We start from the raw sequence: 18,062 nt of genomic DNA, 5'->3' as shown, positions 1-18,062 counted from the left end.
ACTGATCCCCCGGCAGGCCCTATAGGGTGCGTCTTCAGCTCTCCCCCAACGCCGGAGTCATCATGACCGCACCGATTACCGTTCTTCGCGACACCCATCCGCTGCCCGTACTCGACGCCTGCAAATGGGAAAAACTCGAAGGCGACCCGCACACCGTCAACCTCAACGCCTACACCAGCGAAGATGGCAGCAAGATCATGGGCACCTGGATCTGCACGCCAGGCAAGTGGTACGTGGAATATGTGAAGTGGGAATACTGCGACTTCCGCGAGGGTTACTGCATCATCACCCCGGAAGGAAAAGAGCCGATCCATTTGCGCGCCGGTGACATTTTCGTCATTGAGCCGGGGATGAAAGGCACCTGGGAAGTGGTGGAAACCGTGCGCAAGTACTTCGTGTTTGCCTGATGCAAAAAAACCGGGAAATCACCCGACGTGATTTCCCGGTCAATGTCGATGCGCACATGCAATACGAGCATGCTCGCGATGGACTCAAGAGCGCCGCGTGAACCCAGGAAACACGCGTCATCGTTAACGACCATCGCGAGCAGGCTCGCTCCCACAGTTTTTATTGCGGCTTGCGATAACTGTTGATGATCGCCGAGAAGTCACTGCCGCCTTCCCCACGCAAACTCATCGCCTGGTACAACTGCTGCGCCACCGCGCCCAGTACCACCGGCTGGTGCGCCTGACGGGCCGCTTCCGTTGCCAGTCCCAGATCCTTGAGCATCAGCTCGGCACCGAAGCCACCGGTATAGCCGCGCGAGGCGGGTGCCGTTTCGACGATGCCCGGCCATGGGTTGTACATCTCCGAACTCCAGCAACGTCCGGTGGAGCTGTTGATGATGCCCGCCAGCACCTTGGTGTCGATGCCCAAGGCATCGCCCAGGGCCATGGCTTCACTGACGCCAACCATGGAAATGCCCAGCAGCAGGTTATTGCAGATCTTGGCAATTTGTCCGGTGCCGACTTCACCGCAATGGACGATGTTGCGACCCATCTGCGCCAGCACCGGTTGCAGGGTCGCGAAGAGTTCCGGGGTCGCACCGACCATGAACGTCAATGTCCCCGCCGCGGCGCCCCCGGTGCCACCGGAGACCGGCGCATCGGCCATGGCCACGCCCTGCTTGGCAGCGGCGGCGGCCACGTCACGGGCGGTCTGCGGATCGATGGTGCTGCAATCCACGGCGGGCATACCCTTGCCGATACCGGCGAGCACACCGTCTTCGCCCAGCCAGACGCTGCGTACATGCACGGCAGCGGGCAGCATGGTGATGACCAGCTCGGCACCTTGCGCCGCCTCACGGGCCGAAGCGCTGATAGTGCCGCCCAGTTGTTCAAGCTCCGCCAGCACGGTCTTGTTCAGGTCGACCAGGCGCAGTGAATGGCCGGCCTTGATGAGGTTGCGCGCCATCGGCGCGCCCATGTTGCCGAGACCGATAAAAGCAATGTTCATGTCCGGCTCCTTAACGCAGGTTGATGGTGGTGTTCACACCGTCGTTGACGCTGTCGTCATCGAACCAGCGGCTGGTGACGGTCTTGGTCTGAGTGTAGAACTGCACCACTTGCTTGCCATACGGGCCAAGGTCGCCAAGCTTGGAGCCACGGGAACCGGTGAAGCTGAAGAACGGGACCGGTACCGGAATCGGGATGTTGATGCCGACCTGGCCGACGTCGATTTCGCTCTGGAACTTGCGCGCCGCCGCACCGGACTGGGTGAACAGGCCCGTGCCGTTGCCGAACGGGTTGGCGTTGACCAGGGCAATCGCCTCGTCGAGCGTATTGACTTCCAGCACCACCAGCACCGGACCGAAGATTTCCTGGGTGTAGATTTGCATGTCGGGGGTTACACCGGAGAACAGGGTCGGGCCGACGAAGTTGCCTTTCTCGTAACCGGGAACCGTGATGTCGCGACCATCGAGCTCGAGTTTCGCGCCTTCCTTGATGCCGCTTTCGATCAGGTCGAGAATTCGCGCCTTGGCCTTTTTCGAGATGACCGGGCCGACGTCGGTGCCTGGCTCGCTGCCGGCATTGACCTTGAGTTTCTGCGCCAGCGCTTTCAAGTCAGGCAGCCATTGCTTGGCCGCACCGACCAGCACCACCACAGAAGTCGCCATGCAACGCTGGCCGGCCGCGCCGAAACCGGCACCCACCAGCGCATTCAGCGCCTGTTCGCGATTGGCATCGGGCAGCACCACGGCGTGGTTCTTCGCGCCCATCATCGATTGCACGCGTTTGCCGTGCTTGCCGGCCAGGTCATAGACGTGCGTGCCGACCGCCGTCGAGCCGACGAAGGAAACGGCCTTGATGTCTTTGTGGGTGCACAGCGCATCCACCACGTCCTTGCCGCCGTGCACCACGTTGAGCACGCCGGCCGGAATCCCGGCCTCGATGGCCAGTTCCACCAGCAGCATGGTCGACATCGGGTCCTGTTCGGACGGCTTGAGCACAAAGGTGTTGCCGCAGGCGATGGCCATCGGGAACATCCACAGCGGAATCATCGCCGGGAAATTGAACGGTGTGATACCGGCGCAAACGCCGATTGGTTGACGCAAGGTGTAGGTGTCCACGCCGCCCGCCACGTTTTCAGCGAACTCGCCCATTTGCAGGCTGCCGATGGAGCACGCGTGCTCGACCACTTCCAGGCCACGGAAAATATCGCCTTCAGCGTCGGCAATGGTCTTGCCCTGCTCGGCGCTCAGGACCGCCGCGATGCGCTTGGAATGTTCGCGGATCAACGCCTGCAGTTTGAGCATGATGCGCATCCGCGCGCCGATCGGCGTCAGCTTCCAGGTCTGGAAGGCGCGATGGGCGGCACTGATGGCGGCGTCGACTTCTTCAGCGGTGGCAAACGGCACCTTGGCCAGCACTTGCTGGGTTGCCGGGTTGATGATGTCGTGCCACTCGGTGGACTGCGATTCGACCCACTGGCCGTCGATCAACAGTTTGACCTTTTGCACGGTGGTCTCGTCAGGCGTAAGCGAAGCGTTCATGTGGGGTCTCCGAATCTTTGTTTTTATTTCAGGAGCCAGGGCGAAAAGTCACCCTGCGATAAGACGTGTGCCACGAATTGGTTATCGGGCTGTTTTTGGAGTATAGATGTGCAAACTTCTAATAAGAACGCACATAAAAGCCGGTCCATCATGCAAAAAAACATCACGTCTCTGGGTTCACTGAATTGGGATGACCTCAAGTTTTTCCTTGAGGTCTCACGCACCCGCAAGGCCAGCACCGCCGCCAAGCGCCTGGCCGTCGACTACACCACCGTGTCGCGGCGCATCAGTTCACTGGAAGCTTCGCTGGGCACCCTGCTGTTCGAGAAGTCCCGGACCAGCGGCTTTGTCCTGACCGCCGAAGGCCAACGCCTGATGGGCTACGCCGAGTCGATCGAAAGTACGCTGCATATGGCCTGCGAACAGGTCTCGGGCTCCGGGGTGGCCTTGTCCGGCCATGTACGCATGGGCTGCACCGAAGGGTTCGGCAGCTTTTTCATTACCCCGCAACTGAGTCACTTCGTCGACGCCTACCCGGCGATCTCAGTGGACATCCTGCCGCTGCCGCACTTCATCAGCCTGTCCAAGCGCGAGGCCGACATCGTCATCGCCCTGGAGCGCCCGGAACACGGCCCCTATGTCTGCTGCAAGCTGACGGACTACCGCCTGCAGCTGTATGCGACGCAGCAATACCTCGACAAGCACCCGGCAATCCGCCGCCCGGCCGACTTGGGCAAGCATTCGTTCATCAGTTATGTCGACGACCTGGCGTTCAGCTCCGAGCTGCTGTACCTGGCCAACGTGCTCCCCGGCGCCAGCGCCAATCTGCGCAGCACCAGCGTGATCGCGCAGTTCGTGGCCGCGCAACAAGGGCGATCACTGGCTATCCTGCCGTGCTTCCTGGCAGCCCAGGACCCACGGTTGTTGCCGGTGTTGCCGCAGGAAATCAACATCACCCGGCAATTCTGGATGTACTGTCGGGAGGATCTGAGGAAGCTCAAGCGGATTACCCTGTTGTGGGATTACATCCGCGCGGTGACCGAGCAGAACCAGGCGCTGTTGATGGGGGACAGTCGGCAGATGCTGTTCGCCGACTGAGGATGTTCAAGAACGTTCAGGTTGTAACCGGTTGGCGGCCAGCCACTTTCCTGGACAATGTCTTGCCGAACGCTATCCACCATTTTTCGTAATAGAAGGTTGAGATATGCGCGGTGATGAAAATGGCGGCGAACAACAACGGACGCTTCAGATATTTAACGATGGTATCCCCGCTACCCAGCCAGGTATGCGCCAGCAGCGGATGTACAACGTAGAGCGCGTAGGAGATGGTGGCGATATAAAACAGAATGCGGTTGTTCAGAACATGGGCAATGAATGTCCGGCCATTGAGCAGCGTACTCCCGACCATTGCGGCGGCAATGTAAGGGCGCAAGTAGTTCATGAAACCACCGTCGGGATGACTGGACACGATAAACAAGGCGAATAAAGCCATTTGCACGACCAGCATTTGTGCCGGCGCCTTCACAAGATTATTACCCAGTCTTTTGTGATAGATCAGCGCCAATATGCAACCAGAAAGAATTTCATCAATGCGGTAATAGGTATTGATGACGACATGGGCATCATTCATGACTCGATAGGTTGTGACGGCGATGGCGAGAAAAGGGATGAGCACCATCCACCTTTTCCTCATCATGACTACCAGCAAGGCGATGGCCACATAAAACTGGACCTCCATGCACAAACTCCATAAATGGCCGTTTACCTCGCCAAGCCACATGGGCGGCCAGTTGGCAAAGAACAAAAAGTTTGCGATGTAGTAATCCGGAGGGCTGCTCATGATAGGCAAGACAATTGCCATGTACAGCCAGGCAAGAGGCACAATGCGAAAGAACCTGCGAATCAGAAAATCAATGACGCTGTCGTTATTGAGCAGAAAACTTGTGATCAGGAAACCCGACAAGGTAAAAAATATAGCCATGCCCATGACGCCTGCAGCAGAATTCAACTGCAAAAACTTTGGGCCAAGTGGTAGCAGGTGACACGCCAGTACCAGCAAGATACTTATTCCGCGCCATCCATCAAGTACGTTTAATCGAGAGCCTGCTACGGAACTATCACTCATATTGGCATTCGCTCTTTGGATATAAAAACCCAATAGTCGTAGCAGTGAAATTTTCATGAAGCCAGACCATTCAAGCCTGAAGTCTAGGCCACCTTTTGCGCTTTACACTTCACGCCACGATAAAATTTTGTCGCGAGCATTTGGCTAAATAACTGTTTTTTTGACGTTGCTTTCATGGCGTGAAGTGCAACGTCCACTTTTTGGCAGATGCGCTGCGAGCGCTGTCAGGCGCTCGCCTCCTTGAGTTCCAGCATCAGCCCGCTCAAGCGTTTGACCCGACGTCGCACCGCCTCTTCGAAGACGCCAGCCCGAGGCTCGATCAATGTGAACCAATCCTTGGCCCGGGTGATGCCGGTATAGATCAGCTCCTTGGTGAGCACCGGGTTCAGGGCATCGGGCAGGATCAACGCAGTGTGGGCGAATTCCGAGCCCTGGGATTTGTGCACGGTCATCGCGTACACGGTTTCGACATCATTGAGGCGACTGGGCAACACAAAACGCACGCCGCCCTGGCCGTCGTTCCTCGGGAACGCGACTCGCAGCACCGGTTTCCCGGCCTCGGGCCCCTCGCGCTCGGGAAGCTTGAGGGCAATGCCGATGTCGCCATTCATCAAGCCCAGACCGTAATCGTTGCGGGTCATCAGCACCGGGCGGCCTTCGTACCACTGCTGGTCGCTGTCGATCAGCCGTGCCTTCAACAAGGCGTCGGTCACCCGCTGGTTCAAGCCTTCCACGCCCCACGGGCCTTTGCGCACTGCGCACAACAACTGGAAGGCGTCGAACGCTTGCAGGACCTGCCGGGCCCAATCGGTCCAGCGCGCATCTTCCAGGGGACAATCGAGCGCTGGACGCTGGTTGCGCAGCAGGTTCAAGTAATAGCGGTAGCCTTGCGGCCCCTCACCATGACCTTCGAGCAGCAGGCGCTCCAGCGCCCGATCCTGTTCATTGCGCAGGGACAGGCTGAACACATCGTCGTGGCTTCGCGCCGCCAGCAACTTGCGGGCTTGCGCGGGCTGTTGCTGGTTCACCCAACGAGCCAACTGGCCAATGCCGCTGCCTTCGCCGAAACGCCGCGAGTGGCGCAACATCACCACTTGCTGGGCCAGCGGATGGGTGCCCTGGGTGTCTTCCTGCAGCCCACTGTCTGCCAGGCTTTCGCCACTGACGGTTTGCAGCCATTGTCGAGTGTGTGGGCTATACCAGCCCGCTTCGGCGTCGCGACACAGATCGCCCAGCACGGCACCGGCCTCCACCGACGCCAGTTGGTCCTTGTCACCCAACAGCACCAGGCGGGCATGGGCCGGCAGCGCATCGAGCAGGTTGGCCATCATTTCCAGGTCGATCATCGACGCTTCGTCCACCACCAGTACATCCAGCGGCAAGTGATTGCCGGCGTGGTGACGGAAATGTCGCGTCCCCGGGCGGCTGCCGAGCAGGCGGTGCACGGTGGTGACGTCAGAGGGGATTTTCTCGCGGATGGCTTCAGTGACTTTAAGCGTGCGCACTTGTGCGCTGATGGACTCGGTCAGCCGCGCCGCCGCCTTGCCGGTTGGCGCCGCAAGACGAATGCGCAGCGGCTTGCCCGCCTCGACCGCCGGGGCCTGGAGTAATGCGAGCAAGCGCACCACCGTGGTGGTCTTGCCGGTTCCCGGACCGCCGGTGACGATACTGAAAGCGCTGCGAGTCGCCAGCGCGCAGGCGAGCTTTTGCCAGTCGACGATTTCATCGGGCCTGGCCGGACCGAATAGCCCCGTCAGGCGCTGCAACAAGTCCCCCGGTGCGCTCTCGTGCACCGCCAGGCGCTCGCGCAACGCATTGTCGATACGTCGTTCGTAGGTCCAGTAGCGTCGCAGGTACAGGCGCTTGCCGGCCAACACCAGAGGCCGCTGATGCACGCTGTCGCGCTCGTCCGCCGCCAATGCGACCAGGCTGCTGGCGGCCAGCACCTTGCACCAGTGGGCGCCATCCAGCCCTTCCAGCAGTTGCGATGGCAGCAACATCGCGCCACCTTGCAGGTCGCCTTCCGGGGGCAGCGACAGGGCGAAGTCCGGCTCCTTGAGGGTTTCGAACAGGTCCAGGCACACATGCCCATGACCCAACTGGTGACTGGTCAATGCCGCCGCCAGCAGTACCAGCGGATCATCGTTCGGAGCCAGTTCGTGAAGAAAACCGACGAAGGCCTTGTCCAGTGCTCGCAACCAGCCGCGCTCGACCCAACGCGTGAGCAGCAGCAACAAGTCTTCGGCACACGTCAAAGGGCTGAGTTGCGCCAGGCTGTCGGCACTCAATGGCGTCGACAGCACATTGGCGAAGGTGCGGTTCATAGCAATTCTCCCTGTTCCCAGGCGGGTTCGACCCTGGGCTGCGGCTTGCCCTGAAACAGGCGGTCCAGTTGCTCGATCAGCACCTTGGGTGGGCGGGCAAAATACACGCCCTGGCTTGGCGCACGGGTACCGCGCAGGAACAGGTACAGCGCGCCTCCGACATGCCGGTCGTAATCGTAATCGGCAAGCCGGGCCTTGAGCTGGCGGTGCAGGGCCAGCAGGTACAACACGTATTGCAGGTCGTAACGGTTGTCGAGGATCGACTGCTCCATGGCCTGCGCGGTATAGGCCGCGTCGTCGACGCCGAGCCAGTTGGATTTGTAGTCGGCGACGTAATAGCGGCCGTCATGCTCGAACGTCAGGTCGATAAAGCCCTTGAACATGCCGTTGAGCAACACCGATTCAGCGGCCACCCGAGGCACCCCGTTGTGGGTGTATTGGCACACCAGCGCATCGAGCTTGAGCACATCGACCTTGTGGCTGGCGAACCAGAACTCCATTTCGACCCGGTACTGGGTCAACTGCCCGAATACCACCGGTGCCTCGCCGCTGCCCAGCGGCAACGGCGACTTGAGCAGATGCTGCAGCCATTCACTCAGCGTGCTGATCCAGCCTTCCCAGCCACGGCGATTGCAGCGACGGGCAATCGCATCTTCCACGGCTTGCCCGGTGACGGCAAAACCTTCGTTGCCGGCCCATTCGAGCAACCCATGGAGAAAGGTGCCCGGGTTCGGGCCACGGGGGAATCGATGGATATCGGCACCGCCGGCCACCATCTCTCGAGGGGTATGCGGGTCAAGACGTTCGTCGTCGAAGAGTTTCTGTGCCTGTGCACTTTCGGGCGCCTGGTCACTGCCGATGCTCAGGCTGTCGCCGATGCGCAAGGCGCTGTAAGAGGCAATCCACCAGTTTTCACTGGCCTTGCGTTGCACGGTCAACGGTGCCAGCAACGCAGCGGTGTTCTGCGGTGGATGGTAGTGCTCGCGGGAGGCTTCAGGCATTTGTTCAAGACCAATCGCCGGACAGCCCTGTTGCAGGTCTCGCAACCAGGCCTGCAAGCCCGCCGACTCGTTCAAGCAAGCACCGCCGCCCAACAGATACCCCAGCGCCGACAGGTGCAGCACCGAGCTGTTGTTATTGCCGCGCTTGAGATCCGCCACGCCCAGCCAGCAGGCATGTTGCGCGCGGGTCAGGGCCACATACAGCAGGCGCAGGTCTTCGGCCAGGCGCTCGGTATCGGCCAGGGCAATCAGTTCGGCCGTGGGGTTCAAGGTCACCTGGGCCCTGCCCGCGGCATCGTGGTAATGCAACGGCAGACGACTGCCATCCACCGGTTTCGCCGAGCAAATGAACGGCAGGAACACCAAAGGGTACTCCAGCCCCTTGGACTTGTGGATGGTCACGACCTTGACCAGTTGCTCGTCGCTTTCCAGACGCAGGATCTGCTCTTCACCCGCCTGGCCCGACAACGCCAGGTGCTCGGACAAATGCCGGATCAATGCCTGCTCGCCATCAAGTTCGGCGGCCGCCTGTTGCAGCAACTCGGACAGGTGCAGCAGATTGGTCAGGACCCGCTCGCCATCGCTGCGCGCTATCAATGCCTGGGGCAGCTTGAAGTCATGCAGCAAGCGTCGCAGCATTGGCAACACGCCATGCTTGCGCCAAATCTCGCGATAGCGGCGAAACTGCATGACCCGCGCTTCCCAGGCCAGTTCGTCCTGGTTCAATTGCTCCAGCTCGACCAACGACAGATTCAATGTGATGCTGGCCAGTGCCGCGCGCAGTGGCCGCTCGACGTCCGGCTCGGCGCAGGCCTTGAGCCAGGTCAGCACGTCATGGGCTTCCTGCGCGGCGAACACCGAATCCTTGTCCGACAGATAAACGCTACGCACGCCTCGGTTGGCGAGCTCGGTACGCACCGCCTGCGCTTCCTTGCCATCACGCACGAGGATGGCAATGTCCGCAGGCATCAAGCCTCTGAGCGGCTGGTCATCGCGCACGAAGCCCGCAACCCCTTGTTGTCCGCCGTTGAGCAAGGCGGTGATTTCGCTGGCACAGGCGGCGGCCAGTTGTTGGCGATAAACCGCACCGGACAACGGCTGCTCGGCGCACAGGTGCCAGATGTTCAACGCCGGTACTGCCTGATCATCGATGCGCAGGACTTCCTTGCGCCCCTGGGACTCGACAGGCTGGAAGGGCACCGGGTTGTCGCCATTGTTTTCCCGGAACAGGAACGCCCCGCGCCCGGACTCGCGAGACTCGGCATAGTCGAACACGTGATTCACGGCACCGACCATGCCATGGCTCGAACGGAAGTTGGTGCCCAGGGTGTGCAGGCGGCCTGTGGTCGCCTGACGGGCCCGCAAGTAGGTATAGATATCAGCGCCGCGGAAGGCGTAGATCGCCTGCTTCGGGTCGCCGATCAGGAACAGCCCGCTGTCGGGGCTGTTGTCTTCAATGCGGTAGATGCTCTCGAAGATCCGGTACTGCACCGGGTCGGTGTCCTGGAATTCGTCGATCAATGCCACCGGGAACTGTTCGCGTATCAAGCTCGCCAGTCGCTCGCCACCATCGCTTTGCAGCGCCGCGTCCAGGCGCAGCAACATGTCGTCGAAGCCCATTTCCGCACGACGGCGCTTTTCCTCTTCGAAACGCGCCCCCACCCAATGGGCAGCGTGTTGCAGTACGGCCGCATCGGGCGTCGGCAAGCCATCAAGACAGGCCTTGAGCGCGGGCATGGCGTCCAGTCCCGGATGATCCGGCGCGGCGCCTTTCTTCCAGGCTTCTGCCATACCGTCGGGGGTCAGGCGCGTGAAGCCGGTGCCGATGTCCAGTTGCTCGAGGGACTCGTCTTCGGCCCAGGCTTTGATTTTCTCGAACCAGGGCTCGAAATACCGCGCCTGCATCTTGCGCCCGTCGACACTCTTGCTGGCGACACCTTCGTGACACAGGGCCAGCAACTCGTCGGCCCACTGGCGCCACGGCATCTTCAGCTCAAGCAAGGCGGCTCGCCGCTCCTGCAGGCACTCGGTGATCAATTGCGCCGGCTCTTTACCGGCGAGGGTGTCACGCGCGCTGGCGAACAACCCGCGGATCCGCGGCAACAAGGCGGCCGGACCGCCCCAATTGCTGCGCACCCAGTTCAACGCATCGCCCTGCATCGGATAACAGAACAAGCGCCAGTAATCGCGCAGCACTTCCCCCAGCAGATCGCTGTGGTCGGTTTCCAAAGTCTGAGTGAACAGGCTTCCGCTGTCGAAAGCGTGCTCGCGCAACATGCGCTGGCACCAACTGTGGATGGTCGACACTGCCGCCTCATCCATCCATTGCGCGGCGATGTCCAGGCGATTGGCGCAGCCTGGCCACTGCTCCGGCGCGTACTCTTGCCGCAGTTGGTTGATCAGTGCGTCGGGGGCCGGCGTTTCGTCGCGGAAAAACCGTGCAGCTTCTGCCAGTCGCGTACGGATGCGTTCGCGCAGCTCTTTGGTGGCGGCATCGGTGAAGGTCACCACGAGGATCTGTGGCGGCAGCAGTTCACGACCGAAACCCGTGGGCTGTCCATCGCTGGATTCGCCACCGTGCCCCAGAACCAGGCGCAGGTAGAGTGCGGAAATGGTAAAGGTCTTGCCGGTCCCGGCGCTGGCCTCGATCAGTTGACTGCCTCGCAGCGGGAACGCCAGGGCCAAGGGTGTCTGGGTGGTCATGGGCGGGCTTCCTCACTGGACACTGAGCGCCAAGGAGCCTCAAGCAGGGGTCGATACAAGGCATCGCACCAATCGACGAATGTCTCGTCGGCGACCAGGGCGTCGTAATCGGCGAACTGACGGGCCAGCGCCATGCTTTCGCGGCGCTCGCCGTCAGTGGTCAAGCCGTCCCCCTCATAGGCCTTGCGGGCCGCTGCCTGGGCTTTGGCCGGGTCGGTCTGCCCGAGCCATGCAAAGGCGGTCTTGACCGCTATCGGCAGGGGTTGGCGCATGCCGGATTGCCAGGCCAGTAACAGATCGGCCAGGGTTCGCAAGGCACTCTCCTGTGCAATCGGGTCGAGCAGCAGGCTGTCATCACTGGCGACCAAGGCCGTGGTCATCGGCATGCCGCTGGCGCACGCCACCAGATGATTGACCCACGGTCGTGTCAGCCGATGCCACTTGCGGGTCTTGATCGAACCAATGCTGTTGGGGATCGTCGTGACCGCCAGCAAGCCCCCGTCTGCCCGTTGATGCAGGCCACTGAGCCAGCCCTCGATACGCAGGTCGTCCACTTGCAGATTGACTGGCAGGGCACTGCTCAGGGATGTTGGCCATAACGCCAGGAGCTGTTGATAACGCGCAAGCAGATCCGGCAAGGGTTCGATCAACTCGCGTTGCAGGCATTCGCCAAATCCTGCCATGGGCAGCAGCCCACTGTTTTGCAGGCGACTGGCCTGCGCCTCCAGCACCTGCTCGGTGTTTTCCAGGTCTGCCAGCGCCGCGCCGAGCAAACTGTCGCTCAGGCCATAGCGTTGCAAGGCATCGAGGACAAAGGGTTCTTCATCGGCCAAAGGCGCTTCTGCAGCTTCAAAGAACACCTTCAATCGCTGACTGAAGAAGTGTCGCACCGGGTTGCGCAGGAAATCCTGCAACTGCCCCAGACTCAGCGGCTCTTCCTGGACGTGGGCATCGAGCATCTCATGGCCGGGCGCATGCCCGCCGTCTTGGTGAAGCACCTGCCACTCGCTGGCATAGCTGAACAGGGCATCTCCCTGGTGGAAGTAACGGGCACTGAAGGGTTGCAGCGGATGCTCCTGGGTCATGGCCTCAAGCAAGCCTTGCTCGGCATCGGCCAATCGCCAACCGCTGGCCAGGTGGTCACGGAGCTGGCCGATCAGCACCGATGCCGGGCGCTCGCTGTTATCGCGAATGCTGCGACCGACCCAGCTTATGTAGAGTTGATCGCGCGCCGACAACAATGCTTCCAGCAGCAAATAGCGGTCGTCCTCTCGCCGCGAGCGATCGCCAGGCCGGTAGTCGCTGCCCATGAGGTCGAAGTCCAGTGGCGGCTGTGCCCGCGGGTAATCACCATCGTTCATCCCCAGCAGGCACACCAGTTTGAACGGAATCGCGCGCATGGGCATCAAGGTACAGAAGTTGACCGCTCCAGCCAGAAAACGCTGGGACAATCGCCCCTGATCGAGACCGGCCAACCAGGCTTCACGGACGACGGTCAGCGGTAGATCGTCGTGCAAGCCAACTGACTCACAGTTTTCCAGCCAGGTTTCGCGTAACGTTTCCAGCTGCGTCAACAAATACTCGTCGTGCTCGTTACTGGCCTGGAAAAACAGTGCCACCAATGCCTGCAAGCGCAGGCTCCATTGCTGCGGCGATGCCGGTTGAGAGAGCTCGTGGTGGGCAATTTCCAGTGCGTCCAGTAGCGCAACCAGCGGGCCTATGAGCGCGGCATCCAGACCACCGATCTCGTCGTAGGGTTCGATGCCGCCACAGGCACCGGAACTGCCTACGGCATACCCGAGCAACATGCGCCGCAGGCCAAAACGCCAACTGTTTTGCTCCAATGCCTCGGGCAGCCCCAGGCCTGCGCGCTGCTCGGCGTTCATCCCCCAGCGGATACCCGCCCCTTCGATCCAGCGATGCAGGGTCGGCAGGTCACGTTCCTCCACGCCGAAGCGCTCCCGTAGCGCCGGGACGTCCAGCAGGTCGAGAATCTCGCTGACCGGGAAACGGCTGTCTGGCAGCTTGAGCAGATGCTCCACCGCGATCAACAGCGGGTCACGACCGCGCTGTCCTTGGTCCGCGAGGGTGAAGGGTATGAAGCGCGGATCGTGGCGCTCAAGCTGGCCGAACACCGCGCGAATATGCGGGGCATAGGCGTCGATGTCCGGGACCATGACAATCACATCCCGGGGACGTAGAAGCGGATCGGCGCTGAAGCGTGCGAGCAACTGATCGTGCAGGATCTCCACTTCGCGCTGGGCGCTGTGGGCAATGTGGAAGCGGATCGACGAGTCCTTCTGTAGATCCACGGCCGGCCAGTATTCACGGGTTTCGCCCAATGGACGCAACTCAAGGATGTCGTCTTGCAACTGGTTGAGCATGTGCAGGGGTTGGCTTTCACTGAACAGGTCGATGCGCCCGTCACGAAACGCCGAGCGATAGCTGTTGGGATCGTCGTAGCTGTCGAGCAGGTTGATGTAGTCCCGTCCCTGCTTGCCCCATGCAGCCAGTAAGGGATGCGCGTGTTGATGCAGGGTTTGCGGATCGAGAACGCCCGGCATGCCACTTTTGCGTGCCTGCCGTTTGTATTGATGACGTAGCAGGTCTTTGTCGGCGACGATGTCTGCCCAATGGTGTCGACAGGGGTTGTGCACGCACAGCAGCACCTGGCTGAACCGAGCCAGTCCGGCCAGGGCCTCGAGGGCTTGAGCCGGCAGCGAGGAAATGCCGAATACGATGACCCGTGACGGTAATCCACTCGGAGCCACGTCGAGACTGTTGATGCGTTCGATAAACCGCTGATGCACGCCGGCCCGGCTTTGCGCCATCCCTTCTTCACCGACATCCAGCAACAGTGCACGCCACAACTCTGCCTGCCAGGCATTGGCAGCAGTCAACAGCTTGGCTTCGCCCCTGCCGTTACGTAACTGGTGACGACCTTGCGCCCAGTCTTCGAGCCAATCGGCGCGGTACACCTGGTACTGGTCGAACAGATCCGCCAGTCGCTCAGCCAGTTGATAGCGTTTGCGCAAATCGGGGTCATGCGTGAGAAAACGCTGGAGCGGCTCGAAGTGTGGCTGATTGATCAACTGCGGCAGCAGACGCATCAGGCGCCAGGTCAGGGGGGCTTTATCCAGCAGCGACTTGGCCGGGATCTCGTCGCGACCCAGGACCATCCGGTAGAGCTGCCACATGAAACTGCCGGGCAATTGCACATCGATGGCGGCGGCGATCCCGCAGCCGCCCATGTCATCGTCTTCAGGATCTTCGGCGAGTGCCAGCTTAAGCCATTGCGCTATGCCGTTGCTCTGCACCAAGGCGATTTCATTTTCCAGGGGGGCCAGCGGGTAGCGCCGCATCCAGCTCACCACCAGGCTGCGTAACTCGTCCAGGCGATTACCGTGAACCACCATAAAACCAGCACTGAGGGACGTTGCGTCCGGCATAAAGGCTTCCTTGGAAAGCGCAAATCGAGGGACGACTTTAACATTGAAGGCGGTTGGCTTCATTTTTAGGAGCGAGCATGCTCCGGGCGGCGTTTCGATGATGAACTTGAGAACGCCGCGGGGTGCCAGGCTTCCCGCGTCATCGTTGACGTCCATCGCGACGGTGCGACGATTCGACAGGCTCGCTCCTACAGGAGGGTTAGCGATGGCCACAAAGACAAAACCCCTACCTGCATACGCAGATAGGGGTTTTGGAATTTAATCTTGACGATGACCTACTCTCACATGGGGAAACCCCACACTACCATCGGCGATGCATCGTTTCACTTCTGAGTTCGGGATGGGATCAGGTGGTTCCAACGCTCTATGGTCGTCAAGAAATTCGGGTACTGAGTCGTGGCCAGTTGGCCTCGCTTCAGCAAATTGGGTATGTGATAGCTTCGGTGTTTTGTGAACTTCGAACTTTCGGTTCGTTTCGTCTTCACACACCGCAATCTGGTCTCTTTCGTCTTTTCAACTAGGAGCATCAAATTGCTTGGGTGTTATATGGTCAAGCCTCACGGGCAATTAGTATTGGTTAGCTCAACGCCTCACAGCGCTTACACACCCAACCTATCAACGTCGTAGTCTTCGACGGCCCTTCAGGGGACTCAAGGTCCCAGTGAGATCTCATCTTGAGGCTAGTTTCCCGCTTAGATGCTTTCAGCGGTTATCTATTCCGAACATAGCTACCCGGCAATGCCACTGGCGTGACAACCGGAACACCAGAGGTTCGTCCACTCCGGTCCTCTCGTACTAGGAGCAGCCCCTCTCAAATCTCAAACGTCCACGGCAGATAGGGACCGAACTGTCTCACGACGTTCTAAACCCAGCTCGCGTACCACTTTAAATGGCGAACAGCCATACCCTTGGGACCGGCTTCAGCCCCAGGATGTGATGAGCCGACATCGAGGTGCCAAACACCGCCGTCGATATGAACTCTTGGGCGGTATCAGCCTGTTATCCCCGGAGTACCTTTTATCCGTTGAGCGATGGCCCTTCCATACAGAACCACCGGATCACTAAGACCTACTTTCGTACCTGCTCGACGTGTCTGTCTCGCAGTCAAGCGCGCTTTTGCCTTTATACTCTACGACCGATTTCCGACCGGTCTGAGCGCACCTTCGTACTCCTCCGTTACTCTTTAGGAGGAGACCGCCCCAGTCAAACTACCCACCATACACTGTCCTCGATCCGGATAACGGACCTGAGTTAGAACCTCAAAGTTGCCAGGGTGGTATTTCAAGGATGGCTCCACGCGAACTGGCGTCCACGCTTCAAAGCCTCCCACCTATCCTACACAAGCAAATTCAAAGTCCAGTGCAAAGCTATAGTAAAGGTTCACGGGGTCTTTCCGTCTAGCCGCGGATACACTGCATCTTCACAGCGATTTCAATTTCACTGAGTCTCGGGTGGAGACAGCGCCGCCATCGTTACGCCATTCGTGCAGGTCGGAACTTACCCGACAAGGAATTTCGCTACCTTAGGACCGTTATAGTTACGGCCGCCGTTTACCGGGGCTTCGATCAAGAGCTTCGCGTTAGCTAACCCCATCAATTAACCTTCCGGCACCGGGCAGGCGTCACACCCTATACGTCCACTTTCGTGTTTGCAGAGTGCTGTGTTTTTAATAAACAGTCGCAGCGGCCTGGTATCTTCGACCGGCGTGGGCTTACGCAGTAAATGCTTCACCCTCACCGGCGCACCTTCTCCCGAAGTTACGGTGCCATTTTGCCTAGTTCCTTCACCCGAGTTCTCTCAAGCGCCTTGGTATTCTCTACCCAACCACCTGTGTCGGTTTGGGGTACGGTTCCTGGTTATCTGAAGCTTAGAAGCTTTTCTTGGAAGCATGGCATCAACCACTTCGTCACCTGAAAGGTAACTCGTCATCAGCTCTCGGCCTTAGAATCCCGGATTTACCTAAGATTCCAGCCTACCACCTTAAACTTGGACAACCAACGCCAAGCTGGCCTAGCCTTCTCCGTCCCTCCATCGCAATAACCAGAAGTACAGGAATATTAACCTGTTTTCCATCGACTACGCTTTTCAGCCTCGCCTTAGGGACCGACTAACCCTGCGTCGATTAACGTTGCGCAGGAAACCTTGGTCTTTCGGCGTGGGTGTTTTTCACACCCATTGTCGTTACTCATGTCAGCATTCGCACTTCTGATACCTCCAGCAAGCTTCTCAACTCACCTTCACAGGCTTACAGAACGCTCCTCTACCGCATCACCCGAAGGTGATACCCGTAGCTTCGGTGTATGGTTTGAGCCCCGTTACATCTTCCGCGCAGGCCGACTCGACTAGTGAGCTATTACGCTTTCTTTAAAGGGTGGCTGCTTCTAAGCCAACCTCCTAGCTGTCTAAGCCTTCCCACATCGTTTCCCACTTAACCATAACTTTGGGACCTTAGCTGACGGTCTGGGTTGTTTCCCTTTTCACGACGGACGTTAGCACCCGCCGTGTGTCTCCCATGCTCGGCACTTGTAGGTATTCGGAGTTTGCATCGGTTTGGTAAGTCGGGATGACCCCCTAGCCGAAACAGTGCTCTACCCCCTACAGTGATACATGAGGCGCTACCTAAATAGCTTTCGAGGAGAACCAGCTATCTCCGAGCTTGATTAGCCTTTCACTCCGATCCACAGGTCATCCGCTAACTTTTCAACGGTAGTCGGTTCGGTCCTCCAGTCAGTGTTACCTAACCTTCAACCTGCCCATGGATAGATCGCCCGGTTTCGGGTCTATTCCCAGCGACTAGACGCCCTATTAAGACTCGCTTTCGCTACGCCTCCCCTATTCGGTTAAGCTCGCCACTGAAAATAAGTCGCTGACCCATTATACAAAAGGTACGCAGTCACAGAACAAAGTCTGCTCCCACTGCTTGTACGCATACGGTTTCAGGATCTATTTCACTCCCCTCTCCGGGGTTCTTTTCGCCTTTCCCTCACGGTACTAGTTCACTATCGGTCAGTCAGTAGTATTTAGCCTTGGAGGATGGTCCCCCCATATTCAGACAAAGTTTCTCGTGCTCCGTCCTACTCGATTTCATGACTAAGAGATTTTCGCGTACAGGGCTATCACCCACTATGGCCGCACTTTCCAGAGCGTTCCGCTAATCTCAAAGCCACTTAAGGGCTAGTCCCCGTTCGCTCGCCACTACTAAGGGAATCTCGGTTGATTTCTTTTCCTCAGGGTACTTAGATGTTTCAGTTCCCCTGGTTCGCCTCTTGCACCTATGTATTCAGTACAAGATAACCATCTTATGATGGCTGGGTTCCCCCATTCAGACATCTCCGGATCAAAGTCTGTTTGCCGACTCCCCGAAGCTTTTCGCAGGCTACCACGTCTTTCATCGCCTCTGACTGCCAAGGCATCCACCGTATGCGCTTCTTCACTTGACCATATAACCCCAAGCAATCTGGTTATACT

The 18,062-nt window shown here is 59.3% G+C and carries 8 protein-coding genes and 2 rRNA genes; 2 read left to right on the top strand and 8 right to left on the bottom strand.

What is annotated here, in order from left to right; all coding sequences use genetic code 11:
* Positions 1-62: 62 nt before the first annotated feature.
* Positions 63-407, top strand: a complete 345-nt coding sequence (locus QLG10_RS25540; RefSeq protein ID WP_007946320.1) for a cupin domain-containing protein — start codon at positions 63-65, stop codon at positions 405-407.
* 160 nt (positions 408-567) lie between these two features.
* Here the strand turns inward: QLG10_RS25540 and mmsB are convergent, their stop codons facing one another.
* On the bottom strand, positions 568-1,455 hold the full coding sequence (mmsB, locus tag QLG10_RS25535) for a 3-hydroxyisobutyrate dehydrogenase (RefSeq protein WP_282488238.1): 888 nt from the start codon (positions 1,453-1,455) through the stop codon (positions 568-570).
* A gap of 10 nt (positions 1,456-1,465) precedes the next feature.
* On the bottom strand, positions 1,466-2,992 hold the full coding sequence (locus QLG10_RS25530) for a CoA-acylating methylmalonate-semialdehyde dehydrogenase (RefSeq protein ID WP_110746667.1): 1,527 nt from the start codon (positions 2,990-2,992) through the stop codon (positions 1,466-1,468).
* Positions 2,993-3,142: 150 nt separating this feature from the next.
* Between QLG10_RS25530 and QLG10_RS25525 the strand changes: the two genes are divergently transcribed.
* Positions 3,143-4,090 (top strand): LysR family transcriptional regulator, encoded by a 948-nt coding sequence (locus QLG10_RS25525; protein WP_110746665.1) that lies wholly within the window; start codon positions 3,143-3,145, stop codon positions 4,088-4,090.
* Between the two features lie 16 nt (positions 4,091-4,106).
* On the opposite strand, the gene QLG10_RS25520 is transcribed toward QLG10_RS25525, so the two are convergent.
* From QLG10_RS25520 to QLG10_RS25495, 6 genes are all read right to left on the bottom strand, one after another.
* Positions 4,107-5,174, bottom strand: a complete 1,068-nt coding sequence (locus tag QLG10_RS25520) for an acyltransferase (protein ID WP_282488237.1) — start codon at positions 5,172-5,174, stop codon at positions 4,107-4,109.
* 167 nt (positions 5,175-5,341) lie between these two features.
* Entirely contained in the window at positions 5,342-7,441 is a 2,100-nt protein-coding gene (gene recD / locus QLG10_RS25515) for an exodeoxyribonuclease V subunit alpha (protein WP_282488236.1), read from the bottom strand.
* Positions 7,438-11,145, bottom strand: a complete 3,708-nt coding sequence (gene recB, locus QLG10_RS25510; protein WP_282488235.1) for an exodeoxyribonuclease V subunit beta — start codon at positions 11,143-11,145, stop codon at positions 7,438-7,440. The genes recD and recB overlap by 4 nt, the downstream gene beginning before the upstream one ends.
* Entirely contained in the window at positions 11,142-14,594 is a 3,453-nt protein-coding gene (recC, locus tag QLG10_RS25505) for an exodeoxyribonuclease V subunit gamma (protein WP_282488234.1), read from the bottom strand. Before recC ends, recB begins: the two co-directional genes overlap by 4 nt.
* A 262-nt stretch (positions 14,595-14,856) precedes the next feature.
* Positions 14,857-14,972, bottom strand: a 5S ribosomal RNA gene (gene rrf / locus QLG10_RS25500).
* A gap of 168 nt (positions 14,973-15,140) precedes the next feature.
* Positions 15,141-18,034, bottom strand: a 23S ribosomal RNA gene (locus tag QLG10_RS25495).
* Between the last annotated feature and the right edge of the window lie 28 nt (positions 18,035-18,062).

Source organism: Pseudomonas sp. V98_8, assembly GCF_029967975.1.
Lineage (GTDB): Bacteria > Pseudomonadota > Gammaproteobacteria > Pseudomonadales > Pseudomonadaceae > Aquipseudomonas > Aquipseudomonas umsongensis.
Note: the sequence above shows the minus strand (reverse complement) of the source record. Positions and strands in the feature narration are given on the sequence as shown.

Excerpts from the sequence above, each read along its gene's own strand:
- QLG10_RS25540 (WP_007946320.1), top strand. The coding sequence starts at position 63 with ATGACCGCACCGATTACCGTTCTTCGCGACACCCATCCGCTGCCCGTA.
- mmsB (WP_282488238.1), bottom strand. The coding sequence starts at position 1,455 with ATGAACATTGCTTTTATCGGTCTCGGCAACATGGGCGCGCCGATGGCG.
- QLG10_RS25530 (WP_110746667.1), bottom strand. The coding sequence starts at position 2,992 with ATGAACGCTTCGCTTACGCCTGACGAGACCACCGTGCAAAAGGTCAAA.
- QLG10_RS25525 (WP_110746665.1), top strand. The coding sequence starts at position 3,143 with ATGCAAAAAAACATCACGTCTCTGGGTTCACTGAATTGGGATGACCTC.
- QLG10_RS25520 (WP_282488237.1), bottom strand. The coding sequence starts at position 5,174 with ATGAAAATTTCACTGCTACGACTATTGGGTTTTTATATCCAAAGAGCG.
- recD (WP_282488236.1), bottom strand. The coding sequence starts at position 7,441 with ATGAACCGCACCTTCGCCAATGTGCTGTCGACGCCATTGAGTGCCGAC.
- recB (WP_282488235.1), bottom strand. The coding sequence starts at position 11,145 with ATGACCACCCAGACACCCTTGGCCCTGGCGTTCCCGCTGCGAGGCAGT.
- recC (WP_282488234.1), bottom strand. The coding sequence starts at position 14,594 with ATGCCGGACGCAACGTCCCTCAGTGCTGGTTTTATGGTGGTTCACGGT.